The following is a 24,568-nucleotide window of genomic DNA, read 5'->3' as shown; positions in this document are numbered from 1 at the left end:
CACGACCGGGGCGACGAACGTGCGGCCAGCTTCACGCCGGGCGCCCAGCGTGCGGCCAGCTTCACGCTCGGCGGCGGGCTTGGCGGCCGGTGGGTTCAGGCGACGCCGGGGTCCGACGTCTGCTCGGGCGCGGCCAGCACGTCGTCGATCTTGTACTTGCGGGCCGCCTCGATCGACACCGACTCGTCGAGTTCGCCGTCGCGGGCCAGCGCCTCGAGCACCGCGACCACCACGGATTCGGCATCGGTGTTGAAGTAGCGCCGCGCGGCGGGCCGGGTGTCGGAAAAGCCGAAGCCGTCGGTGCCCAGCGTGACGTAGGTGCCGGGCACCCACGGCCGGATCTGTTCGGGGACCGCGCGCATCCAGTCCGATACGGCGACCACCGGGCCGCTGCTGGCGGAGAGAACCTTGGTCACGTACGCCTCCCGCGCCGGCCGGTCCGGGTGGCGCAGCCGCTCAGTCTCGATGGCGACCCCGTCGCGGTTGAGTTCGCCCCAGCTGGTCACCGACCACACGTCGGCGGCCACGTTCCACTCGGCGGCCAGCATCTGCGATGCCTGCAACGCCGCGGGCATCGACACTCCCGAGGCCAGGATCTGGGCCTTGCTTCCACGTTCCTCGGTCACTGCCCGGTAGCGGTAGATCCCTCGCAGCACGCCTTCGGGGTCGAAGTTCTCCGGCTCTGGCGGCTGCACATATGGCTCGTTGTAGATGGTGATGTAGAAGTACACGTTTTCCGGGTCCGGCCCGAACATGCGGGCCAGTCCGCTTTCGACGATGTATGCGATCTCGTAGGCGAACGCCGGGTCGTAGGAGACCACTGCCGGATTGGTGGCGGCCAGCAGCAGCGAATGCCCGTCGGCGTGCTGCAGCCCCTCGCCCGTCAGCGTGGTGCGGCCGGCGGTGGCGCCCAGCACGAACCCGCGGGCCATTTGGTCGGCGGCCGCCCAGAACCCGTCGCCGGTGCGCTGGAACCCGAACATCGAATAGAAGATGTAGATCGGGATCATCGGCTCGTTGTGCGTCGCATACGAGGTGCCGACCGCGGTGAATGACGCGCACGAGCCCGCCTCGTTGATGCCCTCGTGCAGAATCTGGCCGATCTCGCTTTCCTTGTAGGCCAGCATGAGTTCGGCGTCGACGGCGGTGTACAGCTGGCCGTTGCGGTTGTAGATCTTCAGCGACGGGAACCAGGAGTCCATGCCGAAGGTACGGGCCTCGTCGGGAATGATGGGGACGATGCGCGGCCCGATTTCCTTGTCCCGCAACACTTCTTTGAAGGTTCGTACCATCGCCATGGTGGTGGCGACTTCCTGGTTTCCAGAACCCTTCTTCAAGGCTTTGTAGATGTCGCGGCCCGGCAGCGGCAACGCCTTCGTCTTTGTCCGGCGTTCGGGCAGGAAGCCGCCCAGGGTGCGCCGGCGGTCGAGCAGATAGCGGATCTCCGGCGCGTCGGGACCAGGGTGGTAGTACGGCGGGAGATAGGGGTTTTCGTCCAGCTCGGCGTCGCTGATCGGGATACGCATGGAGTCCCGGAAACGCTTAAGGTCTTGCAGCGCAAGCTTTTTCATCTGATGGGTGGCGTTTCGGCCCTGGAAGTGAGCGCCCAGCGAGTAGCCCTTGATGGTCTTGGCCAGGATCACCGTCGGCTGACCCCGGTGGTCGATGGCGGCGCGATAGGCGGCATAGACCTTGCGATAGTCGTGGCCGCCACGCTTGAGGTTCCAGATCTCGGAGTCGCTCATGTTCTGCACCAGCGCCTTGGTGCGCGGGTCGCGTCCGAAGAAGTGGTCGCGCACGTAGGCGCCGTCGTTGGCCTTGTACGTCTGGTAATCCCCGTCGGGGGTGGTGTTCATCAGGTTGACCAGCGCGCCGTCGCGGTCGGCGTGTAACAGGGCGTCCCATTCGCGGCCCCACACCACCTTGATGACGTTCCAGCCGGCGCCCCGGAAGAACGACTCCAGCTCCTGGATGATCTTGCCGTTGCCGCGCACCGGGCCGTCGAGGCGCTGCAGGTTGCAGTTGATGACGAAAGTCAGGTTGTCCAGGCCTTCCAGCGCGGCGACGTGGGCCAGCCCCCGGCTTTCGGGTTCGTCCATCTCGCCGTCGCCGAGGAATGCCCACACGTGCTGATCAGAGGTGTCCTTGAGGCCGCGATCGTGCAGGTAGTGGTTGAACCGTGCCTGGTAGATGGCGTTCATCGGGCCCAGGCCCATCGACACCGTCGGGAACTCCCAGAAGTCCTTCATCAGCCGCGGGTGCGGATAGGACGGCAACCCGCCGCCCGGGTGACTGTGCTCCTGGCGGAAGCCGTCCAGCCGGTCGGCGGTCAACCGGCCCTCCAGATAGGCGCGCGCGTAGATGCCCGGGGAAGCGTGGCCCTGGATGAACACCTGGTCGCCGCCGCCGGGGTGCGCCTTACCGCGGAAGAAGTGGTTGAAACCGACCTCGTAGAGCGCCGCCGAGGACGCATACGTCGAAATATGACCACCGACGCCCACGCCCGGCCGTTGTGCGCGGTGCACCATGATGGCCGCATTCCAGCGGATCCAGGTGCGGTAGCGGCGTTCGACGTCCTCGTCGCCGGGAAACCAGGGCTCAAGCTCGGTCGGGATGGTGTTGACGTAGTCGGTCGACGTCAGCGCGGGGATGGCGACCCGCTGCTCGCCGGCGCGTTCCAGCAAGCGCAACATCAGGTAGCGCGCCCGCGAGGGCCCCGAACGTTCCAGCAGCTCGTCGAACGACTCCAGCCACTCCGACGTCTCCTCGGGATCGATGTCGGGCAGATAGGAGGCCACACCCTCGCGGATCACCCGGACACGGTCGGGTTCGCTTGCGTTGCTTGAGGTTTTGGCCAGATCTTGCCGTGCGAACTCGGTGGTCAACGCACTACTCCTCAGTTGGCGGAGATGTTCCTCTCCCTATCGTGCCGCACCGGTGCACCGGGCGGGTAGGCGCCGGTAACAAGGGGAAGGCCGAATCCAACCCGGTACAGGTGGGACAGATGTGGCCACCACCCGGTAACGTCATGAGCCGTGCTCATCGGATGGGGTGCCGTCCCTCGCAGGCACGTGGGGGTTTTCTCGAATCGAGGCCCCAGGCGAGGCGCACTGGCGCTTGGTTGTACCGCGGTATTGCTGATGGGAATCGTCGGCTGTACCACCGTCACCGAAGGAACCGCGACCCCGGACACCACCGTCGCCGGTGCCTACCGGTCGTCGGTGTCGGTGTCGATATCGGCATCGTCGGTAACGTCCAGCGTGCGGGAGTCCCAACGCCAGCAATCGTTGACTACCAAGGCGATTCACACCTCCTGCGACGCGCTGGCCAGCACCAGCAAGGACGCCATCGACAAGGTGAACAACTTCGTCGCGGCGTACAACGCCGGCCGTAGCACTGGCCCGACCGAAGGCCCGGCGATATCGGCGCTCAACGACAGCGCCTCGTCGGTGACCGGCAGTCTCAGTGACGCGCTGTCGTCGCAGATGCGCGACGCGCTCAACGCATACTCCGACGCGGCCCGCGCGGTGGCGAACGCCATCGGTACGCACGCGTCGACGGGGGAGTTCAACAAGCGAGTCGATCAGCTCAATGACACGAAGACAAAGGCTTTGAAGCTCTGCACGGCTTCCTATTGAGGTAGCCGTATGGACCGGGTTGTGGTTGTGCGACGATAGGCCAATCGCGCGTCGTGCGGATGGTTAAAGGAGGTTCCACGGTGGTCGCGGCGGATCACGCCCCGAGCTACGGTCGCAAACTGGGCATTGAACGAGACCAAGTTGTCCAGGAGTGGGGCTGGGACGAAGACACCGACGACGACATTCGCGCGGCGGTCGAAGAAGCGTGCGGCGGCGAGCTGCTCGATGAAGACACCGACGAAGTCATCGACGTGGTGCTGCTGTGGTGGCGCGACGGCGACGGGGATCTGGTTGACACCCTGATGGATGCGATCGGTCCACTGGCCGAAGACGGTGTCATCTGGGTGCTCACGCCCAAGACCGGCAAGCCCGGTCACGTGCTGCCGGCCGAGATCGCGGAGGCGGCCCCGACTGCCGGGCTGATGCCGACGTCGTCGGTCAACCTCGGCAACTGGAGCGGCAGCCGACTGGTCCAGCCCAAGTCTCGGGCCGGAAAGCGCTGATGCTGGACGTCGGAGCCACCGCACCCGACTTCACGCTGCGCGACCAGAATCACCAGCCCGTGACGCTCAGCGGCTATCAGGGCGCCAAAAACGTGCTGCTGGTGTTCTTCCCGCTGGCCTTCACCGGAATCTGCCAGGGTGAGCTGGACCAGCTGCGCGATCATCTGCCGGAGTTCGAGAACGACGACAGTGCGGCGCTGGCGATTTCGGTGGGCCCGCCACCGACCCACAAAGTCTGGGCCACCCAGAGTGGGTTCCTGTTTCCGGTGTTGTCGGATTTTTGGCCGCACGGCGAGGTCAGCCGGGCCTATGGCGTGTTCAACGAGGTAGCGGGCATTTCCAATCGCGGCACGTTTGTGGTCGACCGCTCGGGCATCATCCGGTTCGCCGAGATGAAACAACCCGGTGAGGCCCGCGATCAGCGGCTGTGGACGCAGGCGCTGGCGGCTCTGCGGGGGTGAGTGTTTTGGGGGGTTGGGTTTTTTGCGTGTAGCCTGCCCGGCGGGCATTCAGGGTTTCAAGGGCGCGTAGCTCAGTGGTAGAGCTCTGGTTTTACACACCAGCGGTCGGCGGTTCGATACCGTCCGCGCCCACTCGGTAGCCGGTAGGCGTACCGCGGCGTTCGTGAGCGTAACGTGGCCGCGACTTTGGTCCCTTGTCTTCGCACTGGCGTTACGCTCGCGCGCTAGGTGATAGTGCTCGATATGAACGCGACCGGGTACGACTTCATCGTGATCGGGGCCGGCTCGGCCGGCTGTGCGGTAGCCGGGCGGTTGACGGCGGAATCGTCGTGCCGGGTGCTGTTGATCGAAGCCGGGGGATCGGACCGGCGGCTCACAGTACGGGCGCCGCTGGCATTTTCCCGTCAGATCGGCACCTCACTGGACTGGGGCTACGAGAGCGAGCCCGAACCCGGGTGCGCCAACCGTCGCCTCCCGCAGCCGCGCGGCCGGGTGCTCGGCGGGACCAGCGCGATGAACGCGATGGTGTGGGTCAAGGGCAGCGACCTCGACTACGACGGCTGGGGGCTGCCCGGCTGGAGCTGGAACGACGTAGCGCCGGTATTCGCACGGATCGAACGGGGTCCGATGCACGTGGCGCCCGTGCCCTATACCGACGAGCTGTCGCACCGCTTCGTCGCCGCGGCGCGCGCCGCCGGCGTTCCTGCCAACGACGACGTCAGCGGACCTGACCTGGACGGCGCGACGATCACCCCGGCCACCATCCATAACGGCCAGCGCTGGAGTGCCGCGCGTGGCTACCTACGACGCCAGAAGAATCTGACGATCCTCACCAAGGCCCTGGTCCGCCGCGTGATTGTGCGCGACGGCCGGGCGGTCGGCGTCGAGTACCGCCGCCGCGGACGTGTTCACCAGGCTTTCGCCGGCAACGAGATCATCCTGAGCGCAGGCGCGTTCGGCACACCCCAGCTATTGCAGCTGTCCGGCATCGGTCCCGCCGATCACCTGCGCCGCGTGGGCATCACGCCGCTGGTGGACAGTCCCCGGGTTGGCCAGGGTCTCACCGACCACCCCAACGCGTTCGCCATCTGGGCCCTGGCGCCCGGCTATGTCGGGCTTGCCGATGCCGCGCATCCAAAATGGTTGTTGCAGTGGCTATTACACCGAACCGGCAAGCTGACCAGCAACGGTACCGAGGCGGTAGCCCACGTCAGGTCCACCCCCGACCTGCCGGCGTGCGACTTTCAGCTGGTGTTCAGCCCCGCTGACGGGCTGGCCGATCCGCGCGGCGGCAAATTCACTCCCGCGGTGACCATGCTGCACTCGTACTGGACGCCCAAGAGCCGCGGCAGTGTGCTGGTCCGTTCGCCCGACCCGGCCACACCGCCGGCGATCCGGCTGAACATGCTCACCGAGCGCGACGACGTCGACGCACTGATCCGGGCGGTGCAGCGCAGCCGCGAAATCATCGGCACCGAGCCGATCGCGTCGGCCATCGATCGTGAGCTGCTGCCCGGGCCGGGCATGGACGTCGAAGCCGCGATCAGGGACACCGCGACCACGACGGCACATCCGGCCTGCAGCGTTGCGATGGGCAGCCACTCCGGCAGCGCTCTCGACGAGCAGCTGCGCGTGCGCGGGGTGCACAATCTTCGAGTTGCCGACGCGTCGGCGCTTCCTGAGATTCCCCGCGCCAACACCAACGCGCCCTCGATCATGATCGGCGAACGATGCGCAGATTTCCTGCTGGCCGGAACTGCCTTTGGACGTGCCTCAGCCGGTATGGCAAGGTCGTGAGCGTGAGCGAGCTTCCTGGTTCGAAGAGCGACAGCACGGCGCGACAGACGTCGAAACCACCCGTGCGGCCATTGTCGTCGGATCAGCAGCCGGCGACCAAGGCGGACCTGTACGCCGCGGTGGACGCGATGCGCGCCGACATGCGTGAGCTGCTTGAGCAGATCAGCACCTTGATCAAGGACGCGAACAAGCCATGAACAAGGGCTAGTGAAGCCGTTTCGCATAGCCGTCCCCGAGGACGTGCTCGATGACCTGCGATCGCGGCTGGCGCGTACCCGATGGCCGGAAGCCGAATGTGTGGACGACTGGAGCCAAGGCATTCCGCTCGATTACACCCGAGCCTTGGCGGACTATTGGGCCAACGAGTACGACTGGCGGTCGCGCGAAGCGGCCCTGAACCGCTTCGACCAGTTCAGCACCGAAATCGACGGCCTGGACATTCATTTCATCCATCAGCGATCCCCGCATGAGGACGCCTTCCCGCTGGTGATCACCCACGGCTGGCCCGGCTCGATCGTGGAGTTCCACAAGGTGATCGAGCCGCTGACCAACCCCACGGCTCATGGCGGGCGTGCCGAAGATGCCTTTCACGTGGTGTGTCCGTCCCTGCCCGGGTATGGCTTCTCCGGCAAGCCCAGCCACACCGGCTGGGGCGTCGAGAAGATCGCCGAAGCATGGGAGACGCTGATGCTGCGCCTGGGCTATCAGCGGTACGGCGCCCAGGGCGGCGACTGGGGAGCCGCGGTGACCAACCAGATCGGCCGCAACGGCGGCCTTGGAAACAACCACTGCGCAGCCATTCACCTGAACATGCCGCTGGGCCGGCCTACGGCTGAGTCCCTGGCCAACCCCACCGAGGAGGAACAGCAGGCGATGGCCGCGCTGGCTCAGCACCGCAAATGGGGCACCGGCTATTCCAAGCAGCAGTCCACCCGGCCGCAAACGGTGGGCTATGGCCTCGTCGACTCGCCGGTGGGCCAGTTGGCGTGGATCGTCGAAAAGTTTTGGGCCTGGTCGGATTGCGACGGTCATCCCGAGAACGCGTTCAGCCGAGACGAATTGCTGGACAACGTGATGATGTATTGGGTGACCGGCACCGCCGCCTCTTCGGCCCGCCTGTACTGGGAGAGCTTCCGCGTGTGGGGCCAAATGGACCGCGTGGAGTTGCCCACCGGTATCGCGGCCTTCCCGAAGGAGCTGTTGCGGGCGCCGCGGTCGTGGTGTGAGCCCGTCTACAACATCACCCACTGGACGACCATGCCGCGCGGCGGGCATTTCGCCGCGTTCGAACAACCCGACCTCTTCGTCGAGGATTTGCGCGCCTTCTTCGCCACGGTGCGCTGACGCTCTGCTCGCCGAGTGTGAATCTGCCGACGCGACACGCTGTCGAAGCGTCGTGATTTGCACAGTCGGCACCGAAACACGTTGAGCGGTCGATTCCGCCGCGTGGCACGCTAAGCGCCATGCATCTGATAACCGGCACCCGGGATCCGGCAACCAGTTTTCCGCTGCCGACCGCAATAGACGACGGTGACGAACGCCGGCGGGCCAATCGCGCTGTCGCCGTGGGTGCGGTGGGCCTGGCGCTGACTGGTCTGATCGAGTTCGTCGTCGCGCTGCTGTCCGGCTCGGCGGCATTGCTCGGCGATGCGCTGCACAACTTGTCGGACGTGACGACCAGCGCCGTGGTGTTCGGCGGCTTCTGGAGCTCGCGCCGGGTGGCCACGTCGCGCTATCCCTACGGCTTGGAACGCGCCGAAGACCTCGCCGGGATCGGGGTGGCGTTGGTGATCTGGGCCAGCGCCGTCTTCGCCGGCTGGGAAAGCGTGGAAAAACTGTTGCGGCACAGCCCAACTCAGCAAGTCGGTTGGGGCATCGGGGCCGCATTGGTCGGTATCCTGGGCAACCAGCTGGTCGCCCGATACAAGCTCGTCGTGGGCCGCCGCATCCAGTCTTCGACCCTTATCGCCGACGCCAGGCATTCCTGGCTGGACGGCCTGTCATCGGCGGGCGCCCTGCTGGGTTTGTGCGGAGTTGCCGTGGGCTGGGAATGGGCCGACGGCGTCGCCGGAATCCTGGTGACGGGCTTTATCTGCCATGTCGGTTGGGAGGTGACCTCGGATATCGGCCACCGGTTACTCGACGGCGTGGATCCGGCGGTGATCGAGACCGCCGAATCGGTGGCCGCCGACGTCGAGGGTGTCATCCACGCGCACGCGCGAGCCCGGTGGACCGGACGCACGCTGCGGGTCGAGGTGGAGGGCTGGGTCGCCTCCGACACCAGCGTGGCTGACGCGGATCGCATCGGCCGGCGAGTCGCCGACCGAGTTTCGGCGCGGTTGCCGCAGATGCGCAGCTTCACTTGGGCCGCGCGCGGCGTACCGCCGGGCTAGACGATTCGCCGGCCGCGCCGAGCGCGAAACCGCATGTCCCACAGATACAGCTGGTAAACGAAGAGCCAGGCGCGGTGCGGGATCACCCGGTCGGCCAGCCGCAAGGCCGACAGCAGCCATTCAAACCGGCGCTGCTGGGCCGGTGACCAGTCCAGCCGCATCATCGCCCGGAACTCCGGCGCCAAGAACCCCGTCGTCGCAAACAGGTTGAACCGTCCGGCCAGGGCCCGCAGCGGCAGCGGCAGGAATGCCACCGACGCCACGCCGTGCAGGTGCTCACGGACCGGCGGGTCGATGTGCAGTTCGTCGAGTGAGCGCTTCCAGTACTCGTCGAACGCGACCCGGTCCGGCGGCCACAGACGCTCGGGCACCTGCAGTGTGGTTCCCAACCGCATGGCATCGCGATACACCGCGTCGGCGGCCGCGTCGTCGAGCGGGCCGTGCAGGAACTCCTGCTGATCCACGAAGTAGCGATACAGGCATGCCGCCACCCACAGCTGCAGCTTGGGATCGAAGGCGTTGTAGGACACCGGGCTCGACGATGTGGACCGAACCTGCCGGTGCGCGACGTCCACGGCACCCCGCATAAGGGCCCGGTCGGAGTCGGTCCCGACCGTCGCAACCGCAAGATAGGTGCCCGTAGTGCGGGCCCGCTTGAACGGATGCTTGTAGACGTTGCCGCTGTCCACCGGGCTTTCCAGCACGCCGTAGCCCACGCCGGGCAACGACAGCTGCATGATCACGTTCGCCGCCGGCAACAGCAATGCCGCCGGATTCAACAGGTCGGCGACCCGAGTCGCGGGTCGCTTCATCGCGGATGCCCCATGAGATCGAGTAGACCACGTGTGCGACGCCACAGGTTAGGCCAGCCGGAAACGGGCACAGGGGACGCATGAGTACACCCTCGAGTCCGCCTCCCCCCGATCCGCCCAACCTCTCGAGGCATGGCAAGTGGGGAGTAGCGCCGTCCACGAGCCCCCAAATGACGCGATCCCCGCGCAAGTTCAAAGCCGGCACCTGGCTCTGGTGGTTGCTGGCGGCGGTGCTGGTCATCGTCGTGGTGCTGGTGCTCGTATCGCTGGCCTGAACATGTTGATTGAACCGTCGCCCCCAGACACGCCGTATCGGGCGCCACGCAACTTCAATCCCGCCCTGGCGGGCTGGTGTTTATTGGCCGTCCAGCTCGTTGTCGTCATCGCGCTCATCGTCATTTTGGCGGTATGAGACGCTGCCGGGGTGTTTGCCTCGACGCGCCGGCTCCGGACCGTCGGCGTGCTGACCGGTTTCCTGGCCGATTTAGCGATCGGTGACCCGAAGAGCTGTCATCCGGTCGCATGGTTCGGTCAGGGCGCCGCCAGGCTGGAGCGGCTGACCTACCGCGACACCAGGCTCGCCGGCCTGGTGCACGTGAGCCTGCTGGTCGGTGGCGTCGGTCTGCTGGGCGCCGCCCTGCAACGCGCGCAGCGGCCTGCGGCGACGGCGGCGGCCACCTGGGTGTCGCTGGGCGGCACCTCGCTGGCGCGCACCGGCTGGGAAATGGCGGAGCTGCTGGAATGCCGTGACATCGAGTCCGCCCGGGGTCTGCTGCCGTCGTTGTGCGGGCGCGATCCGGCCTACCTGGATGAAGCGGGGCTGGCCCGGGCCGCGCTGGAATCGGTGGCTGAGAACACCTCCGACGCCCAGGTGGTGCCGCTGCTGTGGGCGGCGACCGCGGGTGCGCCGGCCGTGCTCGGATATCGCGCGATCAATACCTTGGATGCGATGATCGGCTACCGCTCGCCGCGGTATGTCCGATTCGGTTGGGCCGCAGCGCGATTGGATGACCTGGCCAACTACGTGGGCGCGCGCGCGACCGCGGCGCTGACGGTGCTGTGCGCACCGGCCGTCGGCGGATCGCCGACGGGAGCGCTGCGTGCCTGGCGTCGTGACGCTGCCCGGCACCCCAGCCCGAATGCCGGCGTCGTCGAAGCAACATTCGCCGGGGCTCTGGGGGTGCGACTCGGTGGTCCCACCCGCTACCACCATGAGCTGCAAATCCGGCCGAGTCTCGGCGACGGGCGGGCCCCGTCGGTGTCCGATCTGCGACGGGCGGTGATGCTGTCGCGCGTGGTGCAGCTGGCGGCCGCGGCGCTTGTGGGATTGTTCGGCTACCTGCGGCGCCCGTAGCGGTCGGCGAGCTTCTCCTCAACGGTCATGGGCTGGTCCGGCGGCGCGGCCAACTCCTTCTCGCGGCGCCGCACCCGGATCTCGGAGTAGACGAAATAGCCCAGCCCGATCGGCGCCAAGATGCCGAACGAGATCCATTGGATGCCGTAGGACAGGAATGGGCCCGCGTCCAGATGCGGGATGCCGAGCACGCCCAGCCCACCCGGCTGGTCTTCGACAAGCTGCAGATACGAGCCGGCCAACGGGATTCCGGTGAGCGCCGAAACTTGTCCAGTGCTGATCGAATACACCTGCTGCACACCGTCTCTGGTGAACGGTTCCTTGTCCGGCAGGGTCGGCTCGGAGTCGCGCAGCCGCGCGGTGATGGTCACCGTTTGATCCGGCGGGCGCGGGATGGACGGTACATGCGAACCCGGCTCTGGCCGCACGTAGCCACGATCGACCAGGACGGTTGGACCACCATCGACGACGAACGGGGCCAGCACCTCGAACGCCTGGTCGCCTTCCACCGCGCGCAGCCGGGCCACCACCTGTACCTCCGCCAGGTAGTGGCCGGTGGCGCTCACCCGGCGCCACTGTGCGGCTGGTGCCGACGAATCCTGCTGTGGCAGCAGGGTTTTCAGTGGAACCGGGGGAGTGTTGAGCGAGGTTGCGATTTGGTCGTTCTGCCGCGACGTCCTGCTGTTCTTCCCGAGCTGCCAGGGTGCGAGCACCATGAAGCACAGATAGGTGAACGCGATGACCACCAGGGCCAGCGCCAGCCAGCCCGGCCGCAGCAAAAAGGCGAGTCGGCGCATCAGCTAGTCCCGTTTTGGATCCCGTTTTGGGCGAGTCGCTGATCGACCCAGTCGTGCAGGCCGGGCAGGGCCGCCTCGATGACTTCGAAAACCTCCTCGAAGTCGTCGTGCTCGCCGTAGTAGGGGTCCTCGACGTCAAGCGCATGGGCACCCGAGCGTGGGTCGAACGAGCGCAGCATCCGGATGCGGTCACTGTCGACGCCGAGCTGTCGCAGCAACCGAACATGGTTGCGGCCCAAGGCTATTACCAGATCGGCCGCCAGATGGTCGGTGTCGAGCTGGGCGGCGCAGTGGTCGGTGGGGTAGCCGTGCGCGCGCAACACCCGCGTTGCGCGTTCGTCGGCGCAGTTGCCGACGTGCCAGTTGCCGGTGCCCGCGCTGGTAACCCGCACCGCGCCGGCCAGCCCACGCTCTTGGATCTGGTGGGCGAACATCTTCTCGGCCATCGGCGAACGGCAGATGTTGCCGGTACACACGAACGTCACGTGCAAGGGGTCAGACACCCAGCGCCCCCCTCAGGTCGGCCATCGTCGCGGCAAACGTGACGCCGGCGGCATCGATCAGGTCGGCGAAGTCGGCCTGTCCGTAGCCCCAGCCGACGACCACGGTGTCGATGCCGTGTGCGGCCGCCCCGTCGACGTCGTGGCTGCGGTCGCCGACCATCAGCACCCGCTCGGGCAGGGGCTGCAGCTGCTGCAGCGCATGGGCCAGCACCTCGGTTTTGCTCTTCCGGGCACCGTCGGCGCTGGCCCCGGCGATCACCTCGAAGTGGTGGTCCAGCCCGAAATGGTGCAGGATGCGCCGCGCCGTCGTCTCCAATTTCGAGGTCGCCACCGCCAGCCGGATGCCGGACGCCTCCAGGTCGGCGAGCAGCGGCGCGATGCCGTCGAACAAGGTGTTCATCGCCCAGCCCCGGGCGCCGTATTCGGCGCGAAAGGCCGCGATCGCCTCTTCGGCACGTCCGCCGAGTTCCATCGCGTGGAAGGTGTCGTCCATGGGTGGGCCGACGATCTGGGCCGCCAGGTCCTCGCCCTGCGGCACTTCGGCCCCGATCTGGGTCAGGGCGTGCAGAAAGCAGGCCACGATCCCTTCGGCGGAGTCGGTGAGGGTGCCGTCGAGATCGAAGATCACCAGCTGTGGAGTCGCGGTCAGCGCTGCTGCGCGGATCGAGTCGGTCACCGCTCCATTGTCCCCATAAGGCCTCGTCGCGGCGTCGGGGGGCCGTGCTACCGATGACTTTGGTTCAATCGCCACATAGCACGCTCAGCATTGCTTTTACTTTGGGCACTCACCGTTGGAGGCTGGGCGATTCATGTCGGAGCCGCGGCCCACTAGTGTTTCACAGATGGCGGGTCTGCAGATGAGCCTTGCGGCGGCGCGCTATCACGGTGATCAAGACGTAGTACCCGGCATGCTGGATTTCGCCGTCAACGTCCGCCATCCCCGCCCGCCGGCGTGGTTGGTGCAGCGACTGGCCGAGCGGTTGCCGGAGCTGGCCCGCTATCCCTGCGTCGAGGACGTCCACCGCGCGCACGAGGCGATCGCGGCCCGGCACGGCCGAGCCCACGACGAAGTGCTGCCGCTGGCCGGGGCGGCGGAGGCATTCGCTCTGCTGAGCAACCTGCGGCCCACCCGCGCGGCGATCGTCGCCCCCTCGTTCACCGAGCCGGCGGTGGCCCTGCGGACGGCCGGCGTCCCGGTGCATCACGTCGTGCTGCAGCCACCGTTTCGGCTGGACGGGGTGCAGGTGCCCGACGACGCCGACCTGGTCGTGGTCGGCAATCCGACCAACCCCACCTCGGTGCTGCACACGCGTGCACAGCTGCTGGCGCTGCGCCGGCCCGGCCGGATTCTGGTGGTCGACGAGGCGTTTGCCGATGCGGTCCCCGGGGAGCCGGAGTCGCTGGCCGGAGACCCGCTGCCCGACGTGCTGGTGCTGCGTAGCCTCACCAAAACGTGGTCACTGGCCGGGCTGCGGGTGGGCTATGCGCTGGGCTCGCCGCAGGTGCTGGCGCTGTTGACCGCGCAGCGCGCGCACTGGCCGGTGGGCACGCTGCAATTGACGGCCATCGCCGCTTGCTGCGCTGCGCAGGCCGTCGCCGAGGCCGCGGCGGATGCGGTGCGGCTGGCCACCCTGCGCGCCGACATGGTGGCCGGTCTGCAATCGGTGGGTGCCACGGTGGTCGACGGCCGGGCGCCATTTGTATTGTTCAGCGTGCCCGGCGCGGATCGGCTACGAAACATGCTGCAGCGCAACGGAATAGCAGTACGCCGCTGTGACACGTTCGTCGGACTGGACGAACGATATCTGCGGGCGGCGGTACGCCCGGAATGGACACAGCTGGTTGACGCGCTCGCCGGGGTGCTGTCGTGACTGTGCGGCTGCGCGACGTCATCGAGGTGCTCGACGAGGCCTACCCGCCGCGGCTTGCCGAGTCGTGGGATTCAGTTGGACTGGTCTGCGGAGATCCCGCCGACCTGCTGGAATCGGTGACCATCGCGGTCGACGCGACGCCGGCCGTGGTCGACACAGTTCCCGAGGCCGGGTTGTTGCTGGCTCACCACCCGTTGCTGTTGCGCGGAGTCGACACCGTTGCGGCCAGCACCCCCAAGGGAGCCTTGGTGCACCGGCTGATTCGTACCGGGCGGTCGCTGTTCACCGCCCACACCAACGCCGACTCGGCATCGCCTGGCGTGTCCGACGCCCTGGCACACGCGCTGGGCCTGCGGGTGGACGCCGTGCTCGACCCGGCGGCGGGTGCGCCCGATCTGGACAAATGGGTCGTCTACGTGCCGCGGGAAAACTCAGAAGCGGTGCAGGCAGCCGTTTTTGCGGCCGGCGCCGGACATATCGGCGACTATTCGCACTGCAGCTGGAGTGTCACCGGCACCGGACAGTTCCTGCCGCTCGACGGTGCGTCGCCGGCGATCGGCAGCGTCGGCATCGTCGAGCGAGTGGCCGAGGACCGGTTCGAAGTCATCGCGCCCGCGCGAGCGCGGGCCGCCGTGCTGGCCGCCATGCGCGCCGCCCATCCCTACGAGGAGCCGGCGTTCGACATCTTCGCGCTGGTGCCACCGCCGGGCGACGTCGGACTCGGCCGCATCGGCACGCTGCCGGCACCAGAGCCATTGGGCGCCTTCGTCTCTCGGGTGCGTGCTGCATTGCCTGAAACGTCCTGGGGAGTGCGCGCGGCGGGCGATCCCGACCTGCTGGTGTCGCGGGTCGCGGTCTGCGGAGGAGCCGGCGACTCGTTGCTCGGCGCCGCGGCCGCGGCGGAGGTGCAGGCCTACGTCACCGCGGACCTGCGCCACCATCCGGCCGACGAGCATTGCCGGGCATCGCAGGTGGCCCTGATCGACGTCGCGCACTGGGCAAGCGAATTCCCGTGGTGCGGCCAGGCGGCCGACGTGTTGAAAGCCCGGTTCGGCGCGTCGCTGCCGGTGCACGTCTGCACGATCCGCACTGATCCGTGGAACCTCGACCACCAGACGAGGAGTAATCAGTCATGAAAGCCGAAGTAGCACAGCAACGTTCGCTACTGGAACTGGCGAAGCTAGACGCTGAATTGTCGCGGATCGCGCATCGGGCCACCCATCTGCCGCAGCAGGAGGCCTACCAGAAGGTACAGGCCGAGCACAGCGCCGCCAGCGACCGGCTGGCCGCCGTTCGAATCGCGTTGGAGGACTTGGACGCTCAGATCGCCCGCTTCGAATCCGAGATCGATGCGGTGCGCAAACGCGAAGACCGGGACCGGTCGTTGCTCGCGTCGGGGGCAACCGACGCCAAGCAGTTGTCGGATCTGCAGCACGAACTCGAGACCCTGGAACGGCGGCAGGCCAGCCTGGAAGATTCCTTGCTTGACGTGATGGAACGCCGCGAGGAGCTGCAGACCCAAGACAGCGCCGAAGCGCGGACCATCGAAGGCCTGCAGGCCGACCTGGTCGGTGCTCAGCAGGAACTCGATGCCGCGCTGGCCGAGATCGGCCAGGCCCGCGACGAACATTCGGCGCGGCGCGACGAGCTGAGCGCGACGCTGGACCCCAATCTGTCGGCGCTGTACGAACGGCTGCGCGCCCGCGGCGGAGCGGGCGCCGGGCCCCTGCAGGGACACCGGTGCGGCGCCTGCCGTATCGAGATCGGCCGCGGCGAGCTGGCTCGCATCACCGCGGCCGCCGAAGACGAAGTGCTGCAGTGCCCGGAATGTGGAGCAATCCTGTTGCGGGTCAAAGGGTTTTCCCAGTGAAGGTTGTCATCGAGGCGGACGGCGGGTCACGGGGCAACCCCGGGCCGGCCGGGTATGGCGCCGTGGTGTGGACCGCGGACCGCTCAACCGTGCTGGCCGAGAACAAGCAGGCCATCGGCCGGGCAACCAACAACGTCGCTGAATACCGCGGTTTGATCGCGGGCTTGGACGACGCGGTGAAGATGGGCGCCACCGAAGTGTCGGTGCTGATGGATTCCAAGCTGGTGGTGGAGCAGATGTCGGGGCGCTGGAAGGTCAAGCACCCCGATCTGGTGGAGTTACACGCCCAAGCTCGCGCGCTGGCGTCGAGGTTTCACCGCATCAGCTATACGTGGGTGCCGCGGGCCCGCAACACCTACGCCGACCGGTTGGCCAACGAAGCGATGGACGCGGCCGCCCGCGCCAACAGCACGGTGGACAAACCCCCGGTGCCGATCGCCGAACCCGTCAGAGTCCCGCGTGCCGATCCGCCGCCGGCACCGGGCTGGACCGGCGCCCGCGGCACACCGACCCGGTTGCTGTTGCTGCGGCACGGGCAGACCGAGTTGTCGGTGCAGCGCCGCTATTCCGGGCGCGGCAACCCGGCCCTCAACGAAGTCGGTTGGCGTCAAGCCGGATTGGCGGCGCGGTATCTGGCGCAGCGCGGCGGAATCGCCGCGGTGATCTCCTCGCCGCTGCAGCGGGCTTACGACACGGCGACGACGGCCGGCCGAGCGCTGGGCCTGGACGTGGCCATCGACGACGATGTGATCGAGACCGACTTCGGTGCCTGGGAGGGGCTGACATTCAACGAGGCTTCCGAACGCGATCCCGAGCTTCATCGCCGTTGGCTGCGCGACACCAGCACGACGCCACCGGGTGGTGAAAGCTTCGACGCGGTGCTGCGGCGCGCACACCGGGTGCGCGACCGGATGATCGCGCGCTACGAAGGCGAGACGGTGCTGGTGGTCTCGCATGTCACGCCGATCAAGATGTTGCTGCGGATGGCGTTGGACGTCGGCCCGGGTGTGCTGTATCGGTTGCATCTTGACCTGGCGTCGTTGAGCATCGCCGAGTTCTATCCCGATGGAGCGTCCTCGGTGCGGCTGGTTAACCAGACCGGCTATCTATAAAGTCGCCGAGGGCCGCATCGAGAGTCGGGAATTCGAGATTTCAGCACAGACCGCTGGGAATCCCGCGCGCCGGGCCAGTTTCCTGTCCGGGCATCACCTGCGGGTAGGGCACCCGATAGGGAATCGCATACGGCACCTGGGTCACCGGATCCGGATTGAGTCCGGTGGTGCCCAGCAACACGTTGGGTATGCACTGCGGCAGTTTCGGTATCGCGTCGAGCACGGGGTGATCCAACTTGGGGCGTGACGGGTTGGGTGGGGAAGCGAAGTTGAACGTCGAGGTCATATCGCCGACAACGCCGTCGCGCCAAGCGGTTTGGTTGGGCACCGGCACACCGAAGCGCTTGGTGATGAACTTCAGTTGCGAAGTGTGGTCGAGCACGTCGTGGACCATCAGCGGGCCGCGGCTGTAGGGCGAGATCACGAAGCAGGGGACGCGGAAGCCCAAACCGACGGGCCCACGTATACCGCCGGATCCCGACACACTGTTGACGTCTGCGACGGTCAGAAATTCACCGGGTGTCCCCGGCGGCGCGGTGGGCGGCGTGACGTGATCGAAAAAGCCGCCGTTTTCGTCATAGGCGACGATCAGCGCGGTCTTCTCCCACACCGCCGGATTGGAAAGCAAGATCTTCAGCAGTTGCACGATGCCGATCGCGCCCACGGCCGGCGGAAATGCCGGGTGTTCGGACTCGGGGGTGTTCGGGACGATCCAGGACACCTTCGGCAGCCGGTTGGCTTTGACGTCGGCGGCGAAGTCGTGCGGATAGGTCGGGGCGATGCCGAAGCGAGCCAAATCCGAGCGCGGATCCTGGGCTTGCTTGAAATACATCAGTATTCGGTCGTAGGTGTAGTTCAGGTAGTTGCTGCCGATGGCCCCAAGACCTTTGTTGCGATACAGCTTCCAGCTGACGCCCGCGGCGCTCAGATTGTCCGGCATGGTCGCCCAGCTGAACTGACCGATCGGTTCGGAAGCCGGACTGGTGAGCTGCGGCCCACCGTTGGTGCCGGCGGGGTCGATCGACGCGCTGATCCAATACAGCCGATTGGGCAGAGTGGGACCAAGAACCGAGCAGAAATACTGGTCGCACATGGTGAACGTGTCGGCCAGCAGGTAGTGGATCGGAATGTCTTTGCGCGTGTAGTAGCCCATCACCACGGGGACGTTGCCGTTCACCGGGCTGTTGCCGACCTGCGCCGGCAGCCAGCCGTCGTTGGCGCCGTTGTTCCAGGACTTGTGCATCCCCTTCCAGGAGTGGTCGGGGTCGTTGAGGCATTGGCCGTCAAGGACGAGCCGGGTGGTGTCCAAGCGGAAGGGGATGGTGACGCCGGCGGGGTCGAGTTGCTGCGTCTGCGGGTTCCAGCCCTTCTGCTGGAATGCGGGCGACGCGGTGTTGAAGCCGTCGGTGGCCGACAGCGTCCCGAAGTAGTGATCGAAGGATCGGTTCTCCTGTAGGAACAACACTATGTGCTCGATGTCGGACAAATGACCCGAGCACGGCCCGGCTCCGTAAGCCTTTTCAATAACCGGACCGGCAAACGACATTAGAGCGCCAGTACTCCCGGCGGCGACTTTGGCCAAGAACTCTCGACGAGACATTCCGCCGAATGGGCGTTTGCTCACCCTAAATCCTTCCGCTGCGCATTTGCGCTCACGGTATATTTGCCAGGGTGATTATTCGCGACACGCCGACCGGCGTGTCGGTGTGAATTTTCGGTGTCGCAAAGGGGCGGCGGTCACGCCGCGTCGTGAAAAATTAACCCCAGGGCGTAACGTTCGCCGGAACGGATCATTGAAAGACCGTGCCGCACCGGTGCAGCCGACCAGCCCCGCGCCGAGCGCACCGGCCGCTCGCGAGTGGTGAACACGTAACCCCGCCCCTGCGGCAATTGCGTTGCCGTGCCACGGGATTGAGCCCGATAGCGCTGTTCGACCAGCAGGAATTCGCCGCCGGTGTAGTCGGCGCCGGGTCGGCTCAAGTTGATCACCACTTGAAGCGGAAACACCAAGTGCCCGTAGAGATCCTGGTGCAGGGCATTCCAATCGTCGGGGCCGTACCTGAGCATCAGGGCAGTCGATTTTGTCTGGCCGGCGGCATGGCAGGCGGCCAGCCAGTCGTCGAGGCCATCCGGCCACAGCGCGTCGCGGCCGAGCTTGGCCCACCAGTCCCGGGCGATGGGCAGCAGTCTGGGGTACAGCGCTTGTTTGAGCATTTCGATCGGCTCGGGATAAGGAGCATAAAAGTAGCGGTATTGTCCGGCGCCATAACGTTTTGGCGCCATATTGACGGTCGACCGGAACAAGCCCTCGTCGGCGTAAAGCTTGCGCAACCGCAGCGCTTCGCTGGGGGTGATCAATTGCGGCAATAGTGCGCCGCCGTATTCATTGAGCTCGGCGGTGATGGCGTCCCAATCGCCGGAGTCGACACGCTTTTTCCACCGCGACATCAGCGCGACAGCGTAATCGCCTGTTCCGGGCAGTTCTGTTCGCCGGCCGCGGCCTGGGCTTCGAGTTCGCCGCTGACGTCCTCGACGAGCACCACGGCGTGGCCGAATTCGTCGGAATCGAAGACGGCGGGGGCCAGCGTGTAACAGCGTCCGTGGCCGACACAGCGCTCCGCGTCGACGAAGACGCGGGTCATCGGGCGGACACCGGGAACATCAGCGGCAGCGCTTCCACCGAGCGCAACGCGGCTGTATAGGTCAGCTGGGTGCCCGGCTTGATCTCGTAGTCCGGTATGCGGCGGTGGAATTCGCGCAGCGCCACCCGCAGCTCCATGCGCGCCAGATGGGAGCCTAGGCAGCGGTGCGGACCGCCGCCGAACGCACGGTGGCGGTTGGGGCTGCGCTGGAAATCGACGAGCTCAGGATCCGGGAACTCCGCCGGGTCGGTGTTCGCCGCACCGAGCAATGGGCTGACCCGGTCGCCCTTGTGGATTGGGCACCCGGACAGCTCGACGTCTTGCATGGCGACCCGAGCGACCCCGGGTACCGGCGTCTCCCAGCGCAGTAGCTCCTCGACCGCGTGCGGCAGGATGTCGGGCTGCTCGACCAGCTGGCGGCGGTGCGCGGGGTGTCGCGCCAGATACACGAAGAAGCAGTCGAGCGAGTCGGTGACCGTGTCCAGGCCCGCGATCAAGAAAAGGAAACAGATATCCAGCAACTCCTCGCGGGACAGCGGCCGGCCTTCACTTTCGACGTTTGCTGCGATCATCGCCGACAGCACGTCGTCGCGCGGGTGGGCGATGTGGTCGTCGATGGCGCGGTCGAAGTATCCGTAGATTTGTCGCGCGACGGGTGCCGAACTCTCATGGCGACGGTCGTAACCGGAGTCTCCCTCGGGACGGATGACCCCGTCCTTCCATTCCAAGAATTTATCGAGGTCTTCCAGCGGCAGGCCGAGCAGCTGTAGGAAGACGGTGCACGGCAGGGGTACGGCGAACTCGGCGTGGAAGTCGCATTCGCCGCGATCGGCGAAGCGGTCGATCATCTCGTTCACCAGTTCACTGACCCGCGGTTCGCGGCGGGCCATTTCCCGCGGAGTGAACAGCGGATCAAGGATGCGACGGTATTTGGCATGATCGGGCGGATCGACCTGCAGGGGGATCAGCGGCCGGATATTGCCCAAATCGACGGCGTCCATGTTGGACGAAAACAGCTCGCTGTGCTTGAGGGCCATCTCGATGTCGGCCAGCCGGCTGAGCACGACGGCCTGCGGTGAGCGGAACACGGGGGCTGATTCGCGCAGCGCCTTGTACATCGGTTGCGGCTCGGCGAGACCGACCACGGCCTGGTCGACGAATCCTTCGGCTTCGGTCATGTCGTCAGCCTGGCACCGGCGTCGCCGCAGGGCAATGACTTTGCCAGGTGGATCCGCTAGCTCCGGCATCGCGCAACGAGTACCGTGTTCGTCGCGGACGAGTTGGCCGGGCGGCCGCGGCTCGAGTCGGTTCGCGAGAACCGGCGGCGGGTCGAGGAAAGTCCGGACTTCACAGAGCAGGGTGATTGCTAACGGCAATCCGAGGTGACTCGCGGGAAAGTGCCACAGAAAACAGACCGCCACCCTCGCGGTGGTAAGGGTGAAACGGTGCGGTAAGAGCGCACCAGCATCCCGGGTGACCGGGGTGGCTAGGCAAACCCCACCCGAAGCAAGGCCAAGAAGGCCGCGCCAAAAGTGCGGCCGCGCAGGCGTTTGAGGGCTGCTCGCCCGAGCCTGCGGGTAGGCCGCTCGAGGCACCCGGCAACGGTGTGTCCAGATGGATGGTCGCCGCCGTGCCGCCGCTGGTTCAGCCGCGGCGGTGGGGAACAGAATCCGGCTTACAGGCCAACTCGTCCGCCTTCGAAGGCGCATCCGCCACAGCGGCCACGCCAGTCCGGGCGTCGGCGGGCATGTTGCGATCTGAAACGCGATACCGCATGCGGTATCGCGTTTGCAGTTGGGTCCTGCGCAGCTTTGTCGGTGCCAGTGTGACCAATGTGACTGAGATTGGCCGACCGACCGTCAGTGCCGTGCTCGGCGCACCGATTTGTCGAGCTTGCGTAGCGCGGCGTCGAGCTGCGCATGGCACTGCTCGGCGAGGTCGGCCTCCTGCTGATACAGCAGACCGTAGGTGAAGGTGTCTTCGCCCGCGGCATGGGCCGCCTCAACCTGGTGGATCAGGTGTTCGCGGCTCACCACGCTGTCCTGATGGTCGCCGAGCAACGTCTGGATGGCCTTGGCCTGCTGGGAAACCTCGTTGGCGCCGGTGGCCGCCGCGGTGTAGCGCAGGCTCTTGGCGCGCTTGCGGATTCGGTGCAGCGCATCGTCGGCGTCATTCTCGGCTGCGGCTGCCCGTGCCGCCTTGCGGACGCGCCGGTAGGCGGCGTCAATCGTCAGCGGTGCCCGGTCCTGGCCGGCAACAGTTACCGGCTCCTCGGCCACCAGAGAATCGAGGGCGTCGAGCAGCCGGAAGTACCGCTTCGACCGCATGGCGATCAAGGACCGGCGCAGGCCGGCTTGATAGCGGCGCTGGGCGCCGTCGACCAGGCGTTCCCTAACCGGTCCGCGCACCAGCTCCGGTGCCAGCCGGTCCAATTCGCGCTGATAACGCTCGCCGAGCACCTCGGCATCGCGCGCCACACCCAACACCGCAGCGAGCTCACGTAGCTCGTCGATGACCCAGGCCCCGTCGGCCAATCCGAACGAATCCTGCGAGTCCTTGAGCAGACTGCGGATCTTGCGGCTGATAACCCGCATCTGGTGGACCGCGTCGAAAACGTCGGCGCGCACCGCGCGATCCCACACCAACAACTCCTCGACCTGCTGGGCCACCGCCCGATGCACCGGGTCCGCCGCCGGCGCACGCGTTGCCGGTGCTTTCGTGCCCATGACGTGCGCCAGTTTGGAGCCATGTCCCGCCGGGGCTGCACCGGCGTCGAGGAGCCGGTTGCTCAGCCTGTTCAACAGCTCGTAATCAGCGCTGCCGTTGGTGGCCACCAGCTCGAGTTCCCATTCCCGCCACTGCTGTTCGGCCGGACCCTCGTCGGCCCCTTCCTCGCCGGCTGGCCCGTGCGCCCTCCACGCGGTGACCCGGTCGTTGCTGAATTCCGCCAGGGCGGCGCCGTCGATGCTGTAGAGCACCTGGCTCTGGCGTTCGGTGGTGATTCGCGCGACCGGCTCAACCGGGCGATCGCGCACGATCGCCAGCACCACATCCAGCAGCTCGGCGGGCACGTCGTCGCCGGCGGCGGTGATCGGCGCATGGATCTCGGTACGCGCGTCGGGTCCGGCCGGCAACTTCAGGTGCCAACCGGCGTCGGTCCCGCCGGTGCGCCGCCGCAGCGTGATCCGGTTGCGCGACAGATCTTGCGTCGCGGTGTCGAAGTACACCGCGTCTAGCGATTGAGTCGGTGATTTCTCGACGCGCGCCACCGCGGCGATGCCCTCGAACGACGGCGACACGGTCGATTCGACAACGTCGAACTTGCGCTCGACCTCCAGATGGCGCGCCGCCTTTGGCGCTTTTGCAGGCATCTTCGTCTCCGGTGAGACCGCGCCGCCGCGGTCATGATGGTGATTTGCCTCCATAGAGTGCCATATCAGGGTTACGCGTCCGTCACCTATCCGCTTATGGTGTCCGGTGCGGGAAACCGCTGCGGTGACGGCATTTGGATATCTGATGAAGGAGCTGTGCATGTTGTTCTTCGGTCGTGCCGTTGTTGGCGGCGCGGTAAGTGGCGCAATGCTTTTCGGGGCCGCCGGCCCGGCTTGGGCGGATCCCGATCCGGTGCCGCCGCCACCGAACTGCACCGCGGCCGACCTGGCCGGAGTGTCGGCCGGCGTTGCCGCCGCGACCTCGGCTTACCTGTTCGCCCATCCGGACGTGAACGACTACTTCACCAGCCTGAAGGGTCAGCCCCGCGACGACATCCGCGACCAGTTGCAGCAATACATGGACGCCAACCCGCAGACCCACTCAGACCTGCAGGGCATCCGGCAACCACTGACCGATTTCCGTGCCCGGTGCGGGCAACAAGACTAGAAGCAGTGCTCGTCGGCCGGGAACGTCCCGGCGGCCACCTCTGCTGCGTATTGCGTTGCAGCGCGGCGTAATTCAGTTCCGACGTCGGCGAACTGCTTGACGAAGCGCGCGGTCTTACGCCCGCTCATCCCGGTCATGTCCTGCCAGACCAGGACCTGGCCGTCGCAGTTGGGTCCCGCGCCGATCCCGATCGTCGGGATGGTCAGCTTGCCGGTGATCTGGGTGGCCAACTCGGCCGGCACCATTTCCATCACGACGGCGAATGCGCCGGCTTCGGCGACGGCGATCGCGTCGGCAACCGTCTGTTCGGCGGCGTCGCCGCGGCCCTGCACCTTGAAGCCACCCAGGGTGTTGACGCTTTGCGGGGTGAAGCCGATATGGGCCATCACCGGGATGCCCGCCGCGGTCAGGCACGCGATCTGTTCGGCTACCCGCTCGCCGCCCTCCAGCTTGACGGCATGTGCGCCGCCTTCCTTCATGAAGCGGGTGGCCGAGGCCAGTGCCGCCTGCGGGCCGGCCTCGTAGCTGCCGAAGGGCAGATCCGCGACGACCAGCGCGTGCGGGGCGCCGCGTGCAACGCCGCGCACCAGCGGGATCAATTCGTCAATCGAGATCGGCACGGTTGTGTCGTAGCCGTACACGACATTGGCGGCCGAGTCACCGATCAACAGCACCGGGATGCCGGCGTCGTCGAAGACCCGGGCCGTCGAATAGTCGTAGGCCGTGAGCATGGCCCACTTATGACCCTCGGCCTTCCATTTCTGCAAGTGGTGGGTGCGCACCTTGGTGCGCGGCGCCGAACTGCTGCTGGCGCTGGCGGGATTAGCCCCATAGACATGCTGCTCAGACATCATTGTCCCTAGTGGTGGTCGGGTCGATCCTCGTGGCCCTCAGGTTTTGTCCTGGACAGGGTCCCCGGGTTCGTCTGACCCCAAC

Annotated in this window: 24 protein-coding genes, 1 tRNA gene and 1 other RNA gene; 15 read left to right on the top strand and 11 right to left on the bottom strand. The window is 66.7% G+C overall.

The genetic code is table 11. The features are described 5' to 3' along the window. Positions 1-95: 95 nt before the first annotated feature. Entirely contained in the window at positions 96-2,885 is a 2,790-nt protein-coding gene (aceE, locus tag BST12_RS13075; protein ID WP_083113545.1) for a pyruvate dehydrogenase (acetyl-transferring), homodimeric type, read from the bottom strand. Between the two features lie 150 nt (positions 2,886-3,035). Between aceE and BST12_RS13070 the strand changes: the two genes are divergently transcribed. From BST12_RS13070 to BST12_RS13035, 8 genes are all read left to right on the top strand, one after another. Continuing rightward, positions 3,036-3,638, top strand: a complete 603-nt coding sequence (locus BST12_RS13070) for a hypothetical protein (RefSeq protein WP_083113544.1) — start codon at positions 3,036-3,038, stop codon at positions 3,636-3,638. Positions 3,639-3,718: 80 nt separating this feature from the next. Next, complete coding sequence (locus tag BST12_RS13065) at positions 3,719-4,141, top strand: DUF3052 domain-containing protein (protein ID WP_083113543.1); 423 nt, start codon at positions 3,719-3,721, stop codon at positions 4,139-4,141. Beyond that, positions 4,141-4,602 (top strand): peroxiredoxin, encoded by a 462-nt coding sequence (locus tag BST12_RS13060; RefSeq protein ID WP_083113542.1) that lies wholly within the window; start codon positions 4,141-4,143, stop codon positions 4,600-4,602. Before BST12_RS13065 ends, BST12_RS13060 begins: the two co-directional genes overlap by 1 nt. 60 nt (positions 4,603-4,662) lie before the next feature. Beyond that, positions 4,663-4,734 (top strand) — tRNA-Val (locus BST12_RS13055). A 111-nt stretch (positions 4,735-4,845) separates the two neighbouring features. Further along, on the top strand, positions 4,846-6,399 hold the full coding sequence (locus tag BST12_RS13050; protein ID WP_083113541.1) for a GMC family oxidoreductase: 1,554 nt from the start codon (positions 4,846-4,848) through the stop codon (positions 6,397-6,399). A 2-nt stretch (positions 6,400-6,401) separates the two neighbouring features. Beyond that, positions 6,402-6,596 carry a hypothetical protein gene (locus tag BST12_RS13045; RefSeq protein WP_083113540.1) on the top strand — a complete coding sequence of 65 codons (195 nt, stop codon included), beginning with the start codon at positions 6,402-6,404 and terminating at the stop codon, positions 6,594-6,596. Between the two features lie 10 nt (positions 6,597-6,606). Further along, positions 6,607-7,743, top strand: coding sequence for an epoxide hydrolase family protein (locus BST12_RS13040; protein WP_083113539.1), 1,137 nt, complete (start codon positions 6,607-6,609; stop codon positions 7,741-7,743). A 119-nt stretch (positions 7,744-7,862) separates the two neighbouring features. Beyond that, positions 7,863-8,792, top strand: a complete 930-nt coding sequence (locus BST12_RS13035; RefSeq protein WP_083113538.1) for a cation diffusion facilitator family transporter — start codon at positions 7,863-7,865, stop codon at positions 8,790-8,792. On the opposite strand, the gene BST12_RS13030 is transcribed toward BST12_RS13035, so the two are convergent. Then, positions 8,789-9,604, bottom strand: coding sequence for an oxygenase MpaB family protein (locus tag BST12_RS13030; protein WP_083113537.1), 816 nt, complete (start codon positions 9,602-9,604; stop codon positions 8,789-8,791). The genes BST12_RS13035 and BST12_RS13030 overlap by 4 nt on opposite strands. Before the next feature lie 424 nt (positions 9,605-10,028). Here BST12_RS13030 and BST12_RS13025 point away from each other — a divergent pair, with 424 nt between their 5' ends. Beyond that, entirely contained in the window at positions 10,029-10,958 is a 930-nt protein-coding gene (locus BST12_RS13025) for a cobalamin biosynthesis protein (RefSeq protein ID WP_083113536.1), read from the top strand. On the opposite strand, the gene BST12_RS13020 is transcribed toward BST12_RS13025, so the two are convergent. The 3 genes from BST12_RS13020 to BST12_RS13010 are packed head-to-tail and all read right to left on the bottom strand — an operon-like array spanning position 10,940 to position 12,886. After that, positions 10,940-11,755: an SURF1 family cytochrome oxidase biogenesis protein gene (locus tag BST12_RS13020; protein WP_083113535.1), complete on the bottom strand. Its 816-nt coding sequence runs from the start codon at positions 11,753-11,755 to the stop codon at positions 10,940-10,942. The two genes, BST12_RS13025 and BST12_RS13020, sit on opposite strands and share 19 nt — an antisense overlap. Then, entirely contained in the window at positions 11,755-12,258 is a 504-nt protein-coding gene (locus BST12_RS13015) for a low molecular weight protein-tyrosine-phosphatase (RefSeq protein ID WP_083113534.1), read from the bottom strand. Before BST12_RS13015 ends, BST12_RS13020 begins: the two co-directional genes overlap by 1 nt. Continuing rightward, entirely contained in the window at positions 12,251-12,886 is a 636-nt protein-coding gene (locus BST12_RS13010; RefSeq protein WP_083113571.1) for an HAD-IA family hydrolase, read from the bottom strand. Before BST12_RS13010 ends, BST12_RS13015 begins: the two co-directional genes overlap by 8 nt. Before the next feature lie 214 nt (positions 12,887-13,100). On the opposite strand from BST12_RS13010, the gene cobC reads away from it, so the two are divergent. Genes cobC through BST12_RS12990 form a run of 4 tightly spaced genes read left to right on the top strand, consistent with a single transcriptional unit; the run spans position 13,101 to position 17,111 of the window. Beyond that, a complete protein-coding gene (gene cobC, locus BST12_RS13005; RefSeq protein WP_083113533.1) occupies positions 13,101-14,129 on the top strand; it encodes an Rv2231c family histidinol phosphate aminotransferase CobC in 1,029 nt (342 codons plus the stop codon). Then, positions 14,126-15,265, top strand: coding sequence for a Nif3-like dinuclear metal center hexameric protein (locus BST12_RS13000; RefSeq protein WP_083113532.1), 1,140 nt, complete (start codon positions 14,126-14,128; stop codon positions 15,263-15,265). The genes cobC and BST12_RS13000 overlap by 4 nt, the downstream gene beginning before the upstream one ends. Then, positions 15,262-15,999: a zinc ribbon domain-containing protein gene (locus BST12_RS12995; RefSeq protein ID WP_083113531.1), complete on the top strand. Its 738-nt coding sequence runs from the start codon at positions 15,262-15,264 to the stop codon at positions 15,997-15,999. Before BST12_RS13000 ends, BST12_RS12995 begins: the two co-directional genes overlap by 4 nt. Further along, on the top strand, positions 15,996-17,111 hold the full coding sequence (locus BST12_RS12990; RefSeq protein ID WP_083113530.1) for a bifunctional RNase H/acid phosphatase: 1,116 nt from the start codon (positions 15,996-15,998) through the stop codon (positions 17,109-17,111). The genes BST12_RS12995 and BST12_RS12990 overlap by 4 nt, the downstream gene beginning before the upstream one ends. Before the next feature lie 40 nt (positions 17,112-17,151). On the opposite strand, the gene BST12_RS12985 is transcribed toward BST12_RS12990, so the two are convergent. The 4 genes from BST12_RS12985 to BST12_RS12970 all read right to left on the bottom strand — a co-directional run bounded on the left by BST12_RS12985 (position 17,152) and on the right by BST12_RS12970 (position 20,931). Next, a complete protein-coding gene (locus BST12_RS12985) occupies positions 17,152-18,735 on the bottom strand; it encodes a phospholipase C (protein ID WP_245850278.1) in 1,584 nt (527 codons plus the stop codon). 113 nt (positions 18,736-18,848) lie between these two features. Next, positions 18,849-19,559 carry a 2OG-Fe(II) oxygenase gene (locus tag BST12_RS12980; protein ID WP_083113528.1) on the bottom strand — a complete coding sequence of 237 codons (711 nt, stop codon included), beginning with the start codon at positions 19,557-19,559 and terminating at the stop codon, positions 18,849-18,851. Continuing rightward, a complete protein-coding gene (locus BST12_RS12975; RefSeq protein WP_083113527.1) occupies positions 19,559-19,753 on the bottom strand; it encodes a ferredoxin in 195 nt (64 codons plus the stop codon). Before BST12_RS12975 ends, BST12_RS12980 begins: the two co-directional genes overlap by 1 nt. Beyond that, complete coding sequence (locus BST12_RS12970; protein WP_083113526.1) at positions 19,750-20,931, bottom strand: cytochrome P450; 1,182 nt, start codon at positions 20,929-20,931, stop codon at positions 19,750-19,752. Before BST12_RS12970 ends, BST12_RS12975 begins: the two co-directional genes overlap by 4 nt. 98 nt (positions 20,932-21,029) lie before the next feature. Here BST12_RS12970 and rnpB point away from each other — a divergent pair. Then, positions 21,030-21,447, top strand: an RNA gene (gene rnpB / locus BST12_RS12965) — RNase P RNA component class A. Positions 21,448-21,612: 165 nt separating this feature from the next. On the opposite strand, the gene BST12_RS12960 is transcribed toward rnpB, so the two are convergent. Next, a complete protein-coding gene (locus tag BST12_RS12960; RefSeq protein WP_083113570.1) occupies positions 21,613-23,124 on the bottom strand; it encodes a CYTH and CHAD domain-containing protein in 1,512 nt (503 codons plus the stop codon). A gap of 160 nt (positions 23,125-23,284) precedes the next feature. On the opposite strand from BST12_RS12960, the gene BST12_RS12955 reads away from it, so the two are divergent. Continuing rightward, positions 23,285-23,632 (top strand): heme-binding protein, encoded by a 348-nt coding sequence (locus BST12_RS12955; protein ID WP_083113569.1) that lies wholly within the window; start codon positions 23,285-23,287, stop codon positions 23,630-23,632. Here BST12_RS12955 and panB read toward each other — a convergent pair. Next, complete coding sequence (panB, locus tag BST12_RS12950; RefSeq protein WP_083113568.1) at positions 23,629-24,483, bottom strand: 3-methyl-2-oxobutanoate hydroxymethyltransferase; 855 nt, start codon at positions 24,481-24,483, stop codon at positions 23,629-23,631. The two genes, BST12_RS12955 and panB, sit on opposite strands and share 4 nt — an antisense overlap. Positions 24,484-24,568 lie beyond the last annotated feature (85 nt).

The sequence above is a fragment of the Mycobacterium angelicum genome (assembly GCF_002086155.1).
In the GTDB taxonomy this organism is placed as follows: Bacteria; Actinomycetota; Actinomycetes; order Mycobacteriales; family Mycobacteriaceae; genus Mycobacterium; species Mycobacterium angelicum.
The sequence above is the reverse complement of the archived record's forward strand: the minus strand, read 5'-3'. Positions and strand labels throughout refer to the sequence as shown.

Bases quoted from the DNA above. Each gene is read 5' to 3' on its own strand.
- BST12_RS13060 (WP_083113542.1), top strand. From the start codon at position 4,141: ATGCTGGACGTCGGAGCCACCGCACCCGACTTCACGCTGCGCGACCAG.
- BST12_RS13050 (WP_083113541.1), top strand. From the start codon at position 4,846: ATGAACGCGACCGGGTACGACTTCATCGTGATCGGGGCCGGCTCGGCC.
- BST12_RS13035 (WP_083113538.1), top strand. From the start codon at position 7,863: ATGCATCTGATAACCGGCACCCGGGATCCGGCAACCAGTTTTCCGCTG.
- BST12_RS13030 (WP_083113537.1), bottom strand. From the start codon at position 9,604: ATGAAGCGACCCGCGACTCGGGTCGCCGACCTGTTGAATCCGGCGGCA.
- BST12_RS13020 (WP_083113535.1), bottom strand. From the start codon at position 11,755: ATGCGCCGACTCGCCTTTTTGCTGCGGCCGGGCTGGCTGGCGCTGGCC.
- cobC (WP_083113533.1), top strand. From the start codon at position 13,101: ATGGCGGGTCTGCAGATGAGCCTTGCGGCGGCGCGCTATCACGGTGAT.
- BST12_RS12995 (WP_083113531.1), top strand. From the start codon at position 15,262: ATGAAAGCCGAAGTAGCACAGCAACGTTCGCTACTGGAACTGGCGAAG.
- BST12_RS12980 (WP_083113528.1), bottom strand. From the start codon at position 19,559: ATGTCGCGGTGGAAAAAGCGTGTCGACTCCGGCGATTGGGACGCCATC.
- BST12_RS12975 (WP_083113527.1), bottom strand. From the start codon at position 19,753: ATGACCCGCGTCTTCGTCGACGCGGAGCGCTGTGTCGGCCACGGACGC.
- BST12_RS12970 (WP_083113526.1), bottom strand. From the start codon at position 20,931: ATGACCGAAGCCGAAGGATTCGTCGACCAGGCCGTGGTCGGTCTCGCC.
- BST12_RS12960 (WP_083113570.1), bottom strand. From the start codon at position 23,124: ATGCCTGCAAAAGCGCCAAAGGCGGCGCGCCATCTGGAGGTCGAGCGC.
- BST12_RS12955 (WP_083113569.1), top strand. From the start codon at position 23,285: ATGTTGTTCTTCGGTCGTGCCGTTGTTGGCGGCGCGGTAAGTGGCGCA.
- panB (WP_083113568.1), bottom strand. From the start codon at position 24,483: ATGTCTGAGCAGCATGTCTATGGGGCTAATCCCGCCAGCGCCAGCAGC.